General features: G+C 65.3%; 10 protein-coding genes and 1 pseudogene. 5 read left to right on the top strand and 6 right to left on the bottom strand.

Going from position 1 to position 14,047, the window contains the following annotated elements:
* The 5 genes from CFE35_RS15860 to CFE35_RS15840 all read right to left on the bottom strand — a co-directional run bounded on the left by CFE35_RS15860 (position 1) and on the right by CFE35_RS15840 (position 5,882).
* Positions 1-804, bottom strand: coding sequence for a glucose 1-dehydrogenase (locus tag CFE35_RS15860; protein ID WP_292932031.1), 804 nt, complete (start codon positions 802-804; stop codon positions 1-3).
* Complete coding sequence (locus CFE35_RS15855) at positions 804-2,246, bottom strand: aromatic ring-hydroxylating dioxygenase subunit alpha (RefSeq protein ID WP_292931964.1); 1,443 nt, start codon at positions 2,244-2,246, stop codon at positions 804-806. The genes CFE35_RS15860 and CFE35_RS15855 overlap by 1 nt, the downstream gene beginning before the upstream one ends.
* A gap of 177 nt (positions 2,247-2,423) precedes the next feature.
* Positions 2,424-3,596 carry an acyl-CoA dehydrogenase family protein gene (locus CFE35_RS15850; RefSeq protein ID WP_292931963.1) on the bottom strand — a complete coding sequence of 391 codons (1,173 nt, stop codon included), beginning with the start codon at positions 3,594-3,596 and terminating at the stop codon, positions 2,424-2,426.
* A gap of 42 nt (positions 3,597-3,638) precedes the next feature.
* Positions 3,639-4,064, bottom strand: coding sequence for a GFA family protein (locus CFE35_RS15845; RefSeq protein WP_292931961.1), 426 nt, complete (start codon positions 4,062-4,064; stop codon positions 3,639-3,641).
* Between the two features lie 75 nt (positions 4,065-4,139).
* The gene (locus CFE35_RS15840) at positions 4,140-5,882 is read right to left on the bottom strand and encodes a class I adenylate-forming enzyme family protein (RefSeq protein WP_292931959.1); all 1,743 of its coding nucleotides are present in this window, start codon (positions 5,880-5,882) and stop codon (positions 4,140-4,142) included.
* Positions 5,883-6,010: 128 nt separating this feature from the next.
* Here CFE35_RS15840 and CFE35_RS15835 point away from each other — a divergent pair, with 128 nt between their 5' ends.
* From CFE35_RS15835 to CFE35_RS15815, 5 genes and pseudogenes are all read left to right on the top strand, one after another.
* Positions 6,011-6,946 (top strand): thioesterase family protein, encoded by a 936-nt coding sequence (locus CFE35_RS15835; RefSeq protein WP_292931956.1) that lies wholly within the window; start codon positions 6,011-6,013, stop codon positions 6,944-6,946.
* On the top strand, positions 6,946-8,169 hold the full coding sequence (locus CFE35_RS15830; RefSeq protein ID WP_292932029.1) for a serine hydrolase domain-containing protein: 1,224 nt from the start codon (positions 6,946-6,948) through the stop codon (positions 8,167-8,169). Before CFE35_RS15835 ends, CFE35_RS15830 begins: the two co-directional genes overlap by 1 nt.
* A gap of 59 nt (positions 8,170-8,228) precedes the next feature.
* Positions 8,229-9,464: pseudogene (locus CFE35_RS15825) on the top strand (3-hydroxyacyl-CoA dehydrogenase NAD-binding domain-containing protein); the annotation flags it as partial.
* A 14-nt stretch (positions 9,465-9,478) separates the two neighbouring features.
* On the top strand, positions 9,479-11,077 hold the full coding sequence (locus tag CFE35_RS15820; protein WP_292931954.1) for a class I adenylate-forming enzyme family protein: 1,599 nt from the start codon (positions 9,479-9,481) through the stop codon (positions 11,075-11,077).
* Positions 11,070-12,245, top strand: coding sequence for an acetyl-CoA C-acyltransferase (locus CFE35_RS15815; RefSeq protein WP_292931952.1), 1,176 nt, complete (start codon positions 11,070-11,072; stop codon positions 12,243-12,245). Before CFE35_RS15820 ends, CFE35_RS15815 begins: the two co-directional genes overlap by 8 nt.
* A 78-nt stretch (positions 12,246-12,323) precedes the next feature.
* Here CFE35_RS15815 and CFE35_RS15810 read toward each other — a convergent pair whose 3' ends face one another.
* Positions 12,324-13,967: a calcium-binding protein gene (locus CFE35_RS15810; protein WP_292931950.1), complete on the bottom strand. Its 1,644-nt coding sequence runs from the start codon at positions 13,965-13,967 to the stop codon at positions 12,324-12,326.
* Between the last annotated feature and the right edge of the window lie 80 nt (positions 13,968-14,047).

Here is a 14,047-nt window from a genome sequence, read left to right as displayed (position 1 = left end):
TTATTGGGCGGTCCAGCCGCCATCGACGACAAGCTCCGCACCCGTCACATAGCTGGCGTCATCAGAGGCGAGGAACGCCACGGCGGGGGCGATTTCATCGGGCTCGGCGATGCGGCCGATCGGCGTGCTCGCGCCCAGCCCGGCCATCAGCGTATCGACGGATTCGCCCATGCCCTTTTCCACCCAGCCCGCCATGCCCTGTTCAAGCAAGTGCGTGCGCACGAAGCCGGGGTGCACGGAATTGACGCGGATCGGCATGCGCTTCTGCGCGAATTCGACCGCCACGGCCTTGCAGAACAGCCGCACCGCACCCTTGGAGGTGTTGTAGGCGGAGGCATCGGCAATGCCGACGATCCCCATGATCGAGCTGATCGCGATCACCGAGGAGCCGCCGCGCGTCGTCTTGCCCGTCTCTTCCATCAGCGGCGTGCAATGCTTCACGCCGAGGAACAGGCCATCGACATTGACCGCCATCACGCGGTGCCAATCGGCAAGGCTGATCTCCTCGACCCGCGAGGTGCAATCGGTGCCGGCATTGGCCACCAGCACATCGAGCCGCCCATGATCCGCGCGGACCTGCGCGGCGGCCGCCTGCCAGTCGGCCTCCTGCGTCACGTTAAGCCGCAAGTAGTGCGCCGCAGCCCCCAGCCGGGCGAGCACGGCGGAAACCTCCGCCGCGCCCGGATCGGCAATGTCGGTCAGCACCACGCTCGCGCCTTCGGCCAGCATCCGCTCTGCCGCCGCCAGGCCAATGCCGCGCAGCGCGCCGGTGACCAGCGCAACGCGCCCTTCGAGCCGCTGCATCACGTCGTCTTCGGCAGCTCGCCGGAGATGTACTTGTCCATCGTGCGGTGGAACTGGCGGATGCGCGTTTCTTGATAGTGGCCGAGCTCAAGCCGCTTGTTCTTGCTCGCCTTCATGCCGGCCTGCACGTGCGGCAGGTTTTCCATGTCCTGATCGAACACGCCCGCCAGCGCGGCACCGATGAGGTGTCCGGCATAAGTCCAGGGCTCGCCATCGGGGATCAGGAACATTTCCGGTCCGCGTGCGGGCTTCTCGCCCTTTTGCGCGCGCATCAGGATGCGCACTTCCATCAGGCAGTGATCGGCATCCTTCCACGGCCGCCAGCGATAGACGATGTTGGGCACGAAGCCGCCCCACGGGCTCCAGTTGGGGAAGATGTTGTAGGTCAGGTTGTCGAGCATCTCGCTGTCGGAAGCCTGCGAGTAATCATGCCCATTCATTGCCGCGAAGCCTTCGCGGTTGGCCTGCGCCAGCACCTTGCGCGCCAGCAGCGGATCGGCGGGATCGAAGCCCTTGAGGTCGGTCGGTTCAGCCGCATTGCGGCGGCCGCGCCCATCGCCTGCGCCAAGGAACTCGGCCAGTTTGTTGATCACATACATCTGGTCCTTGCCCTTGAGGTGGGGCGAGAGGGTGCCGTTGGGCGTGATCGCCCGGTTCATGTGATCGCCGTAGAGATCGTAGCGGGTGTTGGCGTCTGCCGTGAAGGGCAGGATCTGCGGGTGCGTGACGATCGAGTGCCAGGCTTCCATGAACGCCTCGGATACCGCCTTCCAGTTGGCCGGAACCACGCGTGCGACCCACGCGCCGGTGGTGCATTCATCGAGCCGCCAGTTGTCGTAATGCTCGACACCGGGGCCGATCCATTCGCGGAAACTCGGCAGATCGTGGTTCTCGGTGATCAGGATGAAGCCCTGCCAGCGCTCGACCTTCAGTTCGGGAAGCGAGAGGTCCTTGTCTTCCAGATGCTTGAAATCCCACGAGCAGGGGATTTCCTTCAGGCTGCCATCGTTGTTCCAGGTGAAGCCGTGGAACGGGCAGCGCAGGTTGATCGCGCGCCCGCCTTCCAGCCGCAGCTTGCGCCCACGGTGGAGGCACACGTTGTAGAACGCGCGAACGCTGTCGTCCGGCTGGCGGACGAGCAGGAACGACTTATCATTGATCTCGTAGACCACGGTGTCGCCCGGATCGGGCATGTCTTCCTCGCGCGCGGCGAACTGCCACACGTTGGACCACATCTTCTCGTCTTCCAGCGCCTTGAACGCGGGGCTGGTATAGCGCTCCGGATCGAGCGGATCGTCGCCCAGTTCCTGCGTCGATTCCATCACGAGGTAATCGGGCGCGGGGCGCGTATCGACGGCCAGCATGTCGGTGTAAGTGATCCCCGGACAGCGGTCGGACCGGTCTGCCTTGAAGTCGTCGATCTGGGGGTCAATGTCAGCCATGGCGGATCCTGATTGTCAGAGGCGCAGGGCAGGCCAGGCAGGCCTTACCGCACGCGCAGTTCTTGCACGCGTGATATATTGCCATCGCGCTGTCTGCCAACAAGCTGGCGCATTGAATAGGCGGGGAAGAAAGCCGGGCGCGCGCCCTCAGCAAGACCGTCCTCAGTAAGAGCGTCCTCAGTAAGAGCGGGGCAGGCCGAGCACGTGTTCGGCAATGTAGCTCAGGATCATGTTCGTGGAAATCGGCGCCACCTGATAGAGCCGGGTCTCACGGAACTTGCGTTCGATGTCATATTCCTCGGCAAACCCGAACCCGCCGTGCGTCTGCACCGCCGCTTCGGCTGCGGCCCACGAGGCATCGGCGGCGAGCATCTTGGCCATGTTGGCCTGTTCGCCGCAGGCCTCGCCCGCTTCGAACAACCGCGCGGCTTCGTGCACCATCAGTTCCGCCGCGCGCATCTGGGCATAGGCCTTGGCGATGGGGAATTGCACGCCCTGATTCTGGCCGATGGGGCGGCCAAACAGTTCGCGCTGGTTGGCATAAGCGCGCGATCGTTCGATGAACCACTTGGCATCGCCGATGCATTCGGCCGCGATCAGGATGCGTTCCGCGTTCATGCCCGAAAGAATGTAGCGGAAGCCCTTGCCTTCCTCTCCGATCAGGTTGGCCGCGGGCACTTCGACATTGTCGAAGAACACCTCGGTGGTCGAATGGTTCATCATCGTGCGGATCGGGCGGATCGTCAGGCCGCCCGCCGCGCGCGCCGCGTTCATGTCGAGGATGAAGATCGAGAGGCCATCGATCCCCCGCGCCGATTCCTCACGCGGCGTGGTGCGCGCCAGCAGCAGCATGAGATCGGAATGCTCGGCGCGGCTGGTCCAGATCTTCTGGCCATTGACGATGTATCTGTCGCCCTGCCGGACGGCTGTGGTCTTGAGCGAGCCCGTATCGGTGCCGCTGGTCGGCTCGGTCACGCCGAAGGCCTGCAGGCGCAGTTCGCCGCTGGCGATGCGGGGCAGATATTCGCGCTTCTGCTCCGCGCTGCCGTGCCGCAGCAGCGCGCCCATGATGTACATCTGCGCGTGACAAGCCGAACCGTTGCACCCGGCGCGCTGCACTTCCTCAAGGATGGCCGCAGCGGCTGAAAGCGGCAGGCCCGAACCGCCGTATTCCTCCGGGATCAGCGCGGCGAGATAGCCCGCTTCGCCCAGCGCACGGACGAACTCAGCCGGGTAGGCCATCTCGCGATCGAGCTCGCGCCAGTAGGGATCGGGAAAGCTCTGGCACAGCTTGGCCACTTCCTCCCGGATTTCGGGAAAATCGGTTCCCTGCAAACTCGCCAATGCCATCTCGAATACCTGTCCTGCTCGCGCTTACTGCTTTTCCAGCCCTTACTGCTTTTCCAGCTTTGCCACGCCATCGGGGATCGCCACCCAGTTCTGCGCGCTCGAAGTCCAGAAGTGGACGGTGGGCGTGAGATCGGCCACCGCGTCCAGCGTGCCCGCCTTGATGAAGATCATGCCTTGCGCCATCCCGTCCGGCGTCTCGCTGAACACGGGCGAGCCGCACTTGCCGCAGAACTTGCGCAGCACCGGATTGCCCGATTCGCTACCGTCTTCGTAGACGGTCAGTTCGCCCGTGCGCTCGAGCGAAGCGAACGGGACGGCCACGAGCACCGAAAACGCCGTTCCCGCCTGCTTTTGGCAATGGCGGCAATGGCACACGCCGGTCAGCAGCGGCGGCCACGATGTTTCATAGCGCACCGATCCGCACAGACATCCGCCCTGGCGCCGTTCCCCTGCTGCTGCTTCGCTCATAACCCTGTCTCCCTGATCGTTGTTGCCTTCATTGCACGGCCCCTGCCGCGCGCCATCTCACGTTTCTGCCAGCCCTTATCCTTCGGCCAACATTGCGCGCAGTTCGCTCTTGAGAATTTTGCCATTGGCGTTGCGTGGCAGGGTCGCTTCCGTGAAAGCGATCCGCACCGGCACCTTGAAGCCCGCCAGCCTCGCTGCGACGAAAGCGCGCAGTTCTTCCTCGCTCGCCTCGGTTCCGGGTGCAAGATAGACAACCGCGGCCGGTTCCTCGCCCAGCGTGCGGTGGGGAATGCCGACCAGCGCGGCATCGGTCACGGCTGGATGTTCGTAGAGCACATTCTCGACCTCGATCGAGTAGATGTTCTCACCGCCCCGGATGATCACGTCCTTGGCGCGGTCGACGATGGTGCAGAAGCCTTCGTCATCGAGCTTCGCCAGATCGCCGGTGCGCACCCAGCCGTCCACGAAGGTCTGCGCGGTCGCCTCGGGCCGGTTCCAGTAGCCCGCCACGATCATCGGCCCGCTGGCCCAGAGTTCGCCGACCGTGTTCGGCGGCAATACCGTCACTCCGTCGTCGGCGCGGATTTCGAGGCTGGCGACGGGTGCGGGCGGGCCGCAGCTGGAGGGCCGGTTGAGGTAATCCTCGGCCATGTGGTGCGTCACCGTGGCGCTCGTTTCCGTCATGCCCCAGCCATTGCCGGGCAGCGCGCCGAAAGTCTGCCAGATCGCCGTCACCAGTTCGGGCGCGGACGGCGCGCCGCCATAGGCGATGGCCTCAAGGCTGGAGAGATCGAACTGCCCGCGCTCGGGGTGTTCGATCAGCTGCCAGGCGATGAACGGCACCCCGCCGGTCATCGAGACGCGCTCGCGCTGGATCAAGCGCATCGCCTCCAGCGTATCCCACTTGTGCAGCAGCACGAGGCGGCTGCCGCCTGCGAGCGAGCCCATCAGCGTGGCCGAAAAGGCCGTGGCGTGAAAGAACGGCACCGCGAGCAGGATCACGCGCGGCTTGGGCTCGGGCAGCCCCTCGCCGCGCCGCCGCGCCGATTGCGCGCCGCTCCACGCGCTCGTCATGATGTTGGTGACAAGGTTGCGGTGCGTGCCAAGCGCGCCCTTGGGCCGCCCGGTGGTGCCGCTGGTGTAGAAGATGCCGGCGGGATCATCGCTGTGGATCTGCGCTGCGGGCAGCTGCGCATCGGGCAGCACCGCCCAGATCGCGGGTGTGCCGATCAGGTCTTCCAGCGCTTCCCCGCCTGACGAGTTCCCGCGCGAGACCACCACGTTCTTGAGCGGAAGGCCTGCCGCGTGCGGCCCGATCCGTGCCCAGCGGTCGGCATCGGCAATCAGCATGCGCGCGCCGCTGTCTTCCAGCGCGAAGGCCAGTTCCTCGCCCGTCCACCACGCATTGAGCGGCACGATGATTGCACCGAGCGCCGCCACTGCCATGAACGCCACCGGCCATTCCGGCAGGTTGCGCATGGCGAGCGCCACCCGGTCCCCCTTGGCCACGCCGCGCGCGGCCAGCGCGGCCATCAGCGCGGCGACCGCGCGATGGAAAGCATCGAAGCTCACGCGCTCATCGCCGTAGACCAGGAAATCCGCCGCGCCGTGCGTGCGCGCTGCCGCCATCACGGCGCGCAGATCGGGCAGCGCGTTCTTCCACACCCGCGTCGGCACGCCGCGAATGGTCAGGTTTTCCATCTCGAACGGCATGCCCGGCGCGCACAGCTCGCTGCGGATTTCCGCCAGCGTGTGCACCGGCCAGCCGGGGGGAATGGCCGGGAGCGCGCCGGTACGTTCGGGGGCTTGTTCAGTCATGGCATCCTCATGGGCGCGGCTCATTCCGGCAGCGCCTCTTTGAGGGGGAGACTAGGGCCAGCCCCGGCTTGCAGCAAGTGCCCGCAAAGCCCTGCTTGCCGTAGCGGAAGGGCGCGAATCCGGCGGAATTGCTGCATTTTTCGAATGGCCGCACCGCGCAAAGCGCTTCCCTGATCCCGTTCGATGACCTAATCCGGAGCTATAACAAGATTCGTGGGAAGGACGCCAATTTGCCGGAGAGCGAGCAGCCGGATACCGCAAACACCGGGGGCGACGAGGCCGGCATGGGCTTTGGCGCCCTCGCCGCGCGGCTGGAGCCGCTGGGCAGTGGGCGCTTCAAGCTCGATGGCGCAGCAGGCTGGATGCAGGGCCGGACGATGTATGGCGGCACGGCGGCGTTCATCGCCTACTCCGCCGCCAAGCTGGCCTTCCCGGATCTGCCTCCGCTGCGCGCCGCGCAAGTCGGGTTTGTTGCTCCGGTGGGCGAACAGCTCGAAGTTGAAGTCGTGATGCTCCGGCAGGGGCGCAGCGTGGCGCAAGTGGAAACCTCACTGCTGTGCGATGGCGCGGTCGCGCAGCGCACGCTCTGGCTGTTCGGCGCGGAGCGCGAGAGCAATGGCAGCGTGGCGGCCTCGGTCCTGCCGGGGCTGATCCCGCCGGAAGAGTCCCCGCACCTCACCGCAAGCGACATGGCCCCCGCCTTCACCGCGCGGATGGACATGCGCCGCGCCGATCCCGCTGGCGGCTCACCTGCGGGCACGATCCGCCGCTGGGTGCGGCTGAAGGACCGCGCCGGGCTTGATCCCGTGGGCGAACTCGTCGGCATTGGCGATGCCTTGCCGCCCGGTTCGGCGCGCGCGATGGAGCGCAAGGGGCCGATCAGCTCGATCACCTGGGCGCTGACGATTCTGGGCGAAGTGCCGCAGACGCGCGAGGGCTGGTGGCTGCTCGAAACCAGTTCGAACCACATGGCCCATGGCTTCAGCAGCGAAACCCTGCGGCTGTGGAGCAGCGAAGGCGTGGAAGTGATGCACGGCCTACAATCGGTGGCGGTGTTCGGGTGATCCAGCTGGCTGATCCTGCCGCCCACGGCTTCGATGCCGCCCGCCTGGCGCGGATCGGCGCATTCCTCGAAGAACGCTACGTCGGCCCCGGCCTGATCCCGCACGCCGATCTGCTGATCGCGCGGGGTGGCGAGCCGTTCCACCGCGTGACGCTCGGCAAGGCCCGCGCTGATGGCGCGCCGCTGGCGCAAGACGCGATCTTCCGCATTGCATCGATGACCAAGGCGCTCACCAGCGTGGCGTTCATGATGCTGCTGGAAGAAGGCAAAGTCGCGCTCGATGATCCGGTCACCAAGGTGATCCCGGAATTCGCCGGCCTCGGCATCTACAATGGCGGCGGCGGCGATGCCCCGTTTTTCCCGACGCGCGCGGCCACAAACCCGATGCGGATGGTGGACCTCCTCACCCACATGTCGGGGCTGACGTATGGCATCCAGAACCGCACGAATGTCGATGCCGCCTACCGCAAGGGCCGGCTCGACGGGCACGCCTCGCTGCCGGGCAATGATCACTTCATTGCCGAACTCGCCAAGCTGCCGCTGGAGTTCGATCCGGGCACGGGCTGGAACTATTCGGTCAGCACCGATGTGCTCGGCGTGATCGTGGCGCGGCTTTCCGGCATGGGCCTTGGCGCGTTCTTCGCGGACCGGATTTTCGCGCCGCTCGGCATGGTCGATACCGGCTTTCACTGTCCACCCGAAAAGGCGCACCGGCTCACCGACAGCTGGGCATGGAACCCGATGGGCGCACCGACGCTGATTGATCATGCCGAAACGTCGAACACGCTGCGCGAACCTCGCTTTGAAAGCGGCGGCGGCGGATTGCTCTCGACGACGGCGGATTATCACCGCTTCTGCGCGGCGCTGGCCAAGGGCGGCGCGCCATTGATTTCGCCCAAGACGCTGGCGCTGATGACCGCCAACCACCTCCCCGGCGGCGCGGACCTGACCACGCTTTCGCGCGCCTTGTTCAGCGAGGCGGGCAATGCGGGTATCGGTTTCGGCCTCGGCTTCGGCGTCGTGATCGATCCCGCCAAGACGCTCATTCCCGGCACAAGGGGTGAGTTCCACTGGGGCGGCATCCATTCCACCGCCTTCTTCGTCGATCCGCGCGAGAAGCTGCACATGGTCTTCATGACCCAGCTGCTCCCTTCGTCCAGTTATCCCATCCGCCGCCAGCTCAAGACGCTGGTCTATTCGGCGATGACCCACAGTTACGCCTAAACTCTGGCACGCCTAAAACCCATCACAGGAGACACCGCATGTCCGATCCCATTCCCGGCGCCAAGGACCACATCGATACCGCGCGCAAGCTTGCCGCGACGGTCAATGATATCCCGGCCGATACCGCGCTGTTGCCCGTGAACAAGGTCGGCGTGATCGGCGCAGGCACGATGGGCGGCGGCATCACGATGAACTTCCTCACCGCAGGCATTCCCGTCACCATCGTGGAAATGACGCAGGAAGCGCTGGACCGCGGCGTCGCCACGATGCGCCGCAATTACGAGAACACCGTGAAGCGCGGCAAGATGGACGCGGCGCTGGCGGAGGCCGCAATGGGCCGCCTCACCCCGACGCTCGATTTCAATGCGCTTGCGGATGCAGATCTGGTGATCGAGGCGGTCTACGAGAGCATGGAGGTCAAGAAGGAAGTCTTCGGCAAGCTAGACGGCATCGTGAAGCAGGGCGCGATCCTCGCCAGCAACACCAGCTACCTTGATGTGAACGAGATCGGCGCCTGCACCAAGCGCCCTGAAGCCGTGCTCGGCATGCACTTTTTCTCGCCCGCCAACGTGATGAAGCTGCTCGAAGTCGTGCGCGGTTCGGCCACGGCCAAGAACGTGCTCGCTACGGTGATGGCGCTATCGGTGAAGATCGGCAAGGTGCCGGTCGTATCGGGCGTGTGCCACGGCTTCATCGGCAATCGCATGCTCGGCAAGCGGCAGGAGCAGGCCAATGCGCTGATCATGGAAGGCGCGGACTTTGCCGAGGTGGACAACGCGCTCCTCGCCTTTGGCTTCCCGATGGGTCCGTTCCAGATGGCCGACTTGGCCGGCCTCGATATCGGCTGGCACCGCGATCCCAATCGCATCGAAACGCTGCGTGAGGCGCTTTGCGCGCAAGGCCGCTGGGGCCAGAAAACCGGCAAGGGCTTCTACGACTACGACGAGAACCGCCAGCGCACCCCCTCTGACCTCACGCGCGGCCTGATTGCCGAATGGGCTGCCAAGGCCGGCAAGCCCCAGCGCGCAATCGACAGCCAGGAAATCCTCGAACGCCTGCTCTATCCGATGGTCAGCGAAGGCGCGCTCATCCTCGAGGAAGGCATTTCGCAGCGCGCTTCGGACATCGATACCGTCTGGCTCAACGGCTATGGCTGGCCGGCGTGGACCGGTGGCCCGATGTTCTGGGCCAGCCATATCGGCCTTGGCACGGTCGTCGCGGGCCTTGAGAAGCATGGCCTCCCCGTCGCCCCACTGCTCGCCAAGAAGGCAGCAGCCGGCGAAGCGTTCGACTGAGGAAACGGCAGGCCATGCAGATCGAGGACATCATCGCGAGCCCGTTCATCCCGCTGAGCGTGATCCTGCGCGCCCATGCGGCGCGGCGGGGCGATGCCATCGCGATTGCCGACGAAACCTCGTGGATTTCGTGGGCCGAGCTTGACGCGATGCTCGACCGCGTGGCCGCCGCCCTGCAGCGCGAGGGGGTTGCGGCGAACGAACCCGTCGCCATCGCGGCCAGCAATGCGGTGAACACCGGCCTCGCCTTCCTTGGTGCCCTGCGCGCCGGGGCCGTGGCCGCGCCGCTCACCTCCACAGCCGCGCCCGCCACGGTTCTTGCCATGCTGGCGGACAGCACCAGCCGCGTGCTGCTGCTCGACAAGGCGATGGCCGAGGGGCTCGCTGGCCTGCCCTTCCCCGCACACGTCAAGCGCATCGCGCTCGATGACAGCGACGCCGGTGAACCGTTTTCGGAGTGGATCGCCCCTGCGGGCGCGAAGCCCGAAGAGCGGCTCCCCCGGCCAGAAGACCCGTTCAACATCATCTATTCCTCGGGCACGACCGGCAGCCCCAAGGGCATCGTGCAATCGCACCAGATGCGCCACGAATATGTGCGCCGCGGGCTCGGCTCGGGCTTTGACGACAACAGCGCGACGATCTGCTCGACCCCGCTCTATTCGAACACCACGCTGGTCAGCTTCCTGCCTACGCTGACGGCAGCGGGCAAGGTCGTGCTGATGAAGAAGTTCGACGCGCGTGGCTTCCTCGAACTCTCGCAACGCGAGCGCGTGACGCATGCCATGCTGGTGCCGGTGCAATATCGCCGCATCATGGAAGTGCCTGATTTCGACAGCTTCGACCTCTCGTCCTACCGGCTCAAGACCTGCACTTCCGCCCCCTTCCCTGCATGGCTCAAGGCCGATGTGCTGAAGCGCTGGCCTGGCGGCCTCGTCGAAGGCTACGGCCTTACGGAAGGCGGCGCGACCACCAACCTTGTCGCGCACGAATACCCGGACAAGCTCCACACCGTCGGCCGCCCCTCGCCGGGGCATGTCATCAAGATCATCGACGAGGACGGCAACGAATTGCCGCAGGGCGAAGTGGGCGAGATAGTCGGCCGTTCGCCGATCATGATGAACGGCTACCACGGCCAGCCCGCCAAGACGCGCGAAATGGAATGGTTCGACAAGGACGGGCAGCGCTATTTGCGCCACGGCGATGTGGGCCGGTTTGACGAGGACGGCTTCCTCATCCTGATGGACCGCGCCAAGGACATGATCATCTCGGGCGGATTCAATATCTACCCGACCGACCTTGAAGCCGAACTGACCCGGCAGGATGCGGTGAAGGAAGCCGCCGTTGTCGGCATTCCCTCCGACCAATGGGGCGAAACTCCGCTCGCCGTGATCGTGCTGGCCGATCCTCCCGCCGACCCCGAAGCGATCCGCGCCGAAGCGAACCGCGCGCTTGGCAAGACCCAGCGCATCGCCCGCATCGAAGTTATCAGCGAACTGCCCCGCAGCCCGATCGGCAAAGTTCTGAAGCGGGAACTGCGCGATCAATTCGGCGGAAATCCTATCGAACAAAAGCCCTTACCCCAATCGGATTCCAAGGAGACCAACCATGCGTGATGCCGTTATCGTCGCTGCCGCCCGCACCCCCATCGGGCGCGCCTACAAGGGCGCGTTCAACGCCACCGCCGGGGCCACGCTCGGCGCGCTCTCGCTCGAAGCCGCCGTCGCGCGCGCCGGGATCGAAGGCGGCGAGATCGACGATGTGCTGTGGGGCTCGGCGCTCCAGCAGGGCGCGCAGGCTGGCAATATCGCCCGCCAGGTCGCGCTGCGGGCGGGCCTTCCCGTCACCGTTTCGGGCATGAGCATGGACCGCCAGTGCTCCTCGGGCCTGATGACCATCGCCACCGCCGCCAAGCAGATCATCGTCGACCGCATGGATATCGTGGCGGCAGGCGGTCAGGAATCGATCAGCCTCGTCCAGACCAAGGACATGCGCGTTGCGCCCGATCGCAGCCTCGTTGCCATGCACAATGCGGTCTACATGCCGATGCTGCAGACCGCCGAAACGGTCGGCAAGCGCTACAACATCAGCCGCGAGGCCTGCGACGAATACGCCCTGCAATCACAGCAGCGCACCGCTGCCGCACAAGCTGCGGGCAAGTTCGATGCTGAGATCGTGCCGACCAACAGTTCGATGGGCGTGCAGAACAAGGAAACCGGCGAGATCACGATGCAGGACGTGACCCTCACCAAGGATGAGGGCAACCGCCCCTCGACCACGCTGGAGAACCTGCAGGCGCTGAAGCCCGTGATCGAGGGCGGCATCGTGACGGCGGGCAACGCCAGCCAGCTTTCGGATGGTTCGGCTGCAGTCGTGCTGATGGAAGCCACCGTTGCTGCGAAGAAGGGGCTCACCCCGCTGGGCCGCTATGTCGGCATGGCTGCCGCTGGCACCGAGCCAGACGAGATGGGCATCGGCCCGGTCTTCGCCGTCCCCGCGTTGCTGAAGCGGTTTGGCCTCAAGATGGACGATATCGGGCTGTGGGAGCTGAACGAGGCGTTCGCGGTGCAGGTGCTCTATTGCCGCGACAAGCTCGGCATTCCGAACGAGCTGCTCAACGTGAACGGCGGCGCGATCTCCATCGGCCACCCCTATGGCATGACCGGCGCGCGCGGCGTGATGCACGCGCTGATCGAAGGCAAGCGCCGGGGCGCGAAGCATGTCATCGTGACGATGTGCGTCGGCGGCGGCATGGGCGCGGCGGGGCTGTTCGAAGTCCTCTGATCGCGCTTTGAACACACAAAAAGGGGCGCTGACGGACCACCCGGCAGCGCCCCTTTTTTTGATGGCTGCCTTAGCAGATCACAGCACCAGATCGGCCGCCGTGATCGCGTTCACGCCTTCAAGCACGATGGCGAATTCCGCCGCCGGGCCTTTGTCGATGCTGCCGAACAGCGTGTGCGTCGCGGCATCGAACCACACCACGCCCGCGCCATTGCCCGGCGTCGGCGCACCCGCCACCAACATGAAGGCATCGTCGCCGCCGCCCTTGATCGCGTCGATCGCCGAAAGGTCGATCTTGTCGCTCCCGGTGGTGAAATCGGTCACGTGATCGGCGATACCTGGGCGCGTGTCCTTCACATCAGTGAAGCGGAACACGTCGTCGCCGCTGCCGCCCGTCAGCGTGTCGCCACCGCGGCCGCCGGTCAGGGTATCGTTACCCGCACCGCCATCCAGCATATTGGCTTCCTTGCTGCCGATCAGCACATCGCCAAAGCCCGAACCGGTAACGTTCTCGATGCCCTTGATGGTGTCGAGCCCAGTCCCGGAATCACTGGCGATCGGGTTGGCGATACCGATGAAAAGATCGATGCTCACCCCGGCCTTGGCGGCCGAATAATCGATCGTGTCGGTGCCCTTCCCGCCAGAGAAGGCATCATTGCCGGCATCCTGCCCGGCGAGGAACACGTCGTCGCCCTCACCGCCGCTGACTTTGTCCTTGCCTTCGCCGCCCAGCAGCGTGTCAGCACCCTTGCCGCCATCGAGCTCGTCGTCGCCGATGCCGCCGTTCAGCATATCGGTGCCGTCAAAGCCGATGACCTTGTCGTTGCCATCGCCGCCGTTCACGGTGTCATCGCCGATCCCGCCGCCGACGACATCGTTGCCATCACCACCATTGAGGGTGTCGTTACCTTCCGCACCGCGCAGCGTGTCGTTGCCGAGGCCGCCCTGCAGCGTATCGTTGCCAAGCCCGCCGAACAGGCCATCCTTGCCGTCGCCGCCGTTCAGCGCATCGCTGCCGTCGCCGCCCGTCAGCCTATCGTCGCCAGTGTTGCCATAAAGCGTATCGTCGCCCGCGCCGCCATCGAGGTCATCACCCTTGGTGCCGCCATAGAGATCATCGTTGCCATCGCCGCCAAACAGCTTGTCGTTGCCGTCGCCGCCATCGAGGATGTCGTTGCCGCTGCCGCCATCGAGCACGTCGTTGTCGGCATCGCCGATCAGGCCGTCGTTGCCCGCGCCGCCATCGAGCACATCGCCGCCATTGCCGCCGAGCAGAACGTCATCCCCGGTGCCGCCGTGCAGCACGTCCGCGTTGCCAAGCCCGGCGATATGATCATCGCCCGCACCGCCGCTGATCACGTTCTTGCCATGATCGCCTTGCAGCGAATCGTCGTTCGAACCGTCATTGTCCTGATCGCCCGGCACGTTGCCATCATCCTCGCCTGCGGTCGGATCGTTGATCACTTTGCCGTCGAGCGTCGTGAACACCACGCCCTGCCGCGCATAGAACGAAGGATCATCGCTCGTCGAAGCCGTCGGCACGAACGTCTTGACCTTGATATAAGCCCCAAACGTGCTCGTGAGCGTGATCACGCCCGTCCCGGCGTTCAGGCTCAGGGTCTGGTTCTTGTTCAGCGGATCGATCTCGAACGTGCCGTCGCCTTCCACTTCGTAGCGGGTAATCGGATTGGTCGTGGTGTCGAACTTGTAGACTTGCGTCATGGGGGGTCCCTCCTTCGCACTGAAGCCCTTGCTTGCGGCATAACTACCGGTTTTTGCTGACACATCGGCGACAGGACCGT

The organism is Novosphingobium sp. PASSN1 (assembly GCF_002278815.1).
Note: the sequence above shows the minus strand (reverse complement) of the source record. Positions and strands in the feature narration are given on the sequence as shown.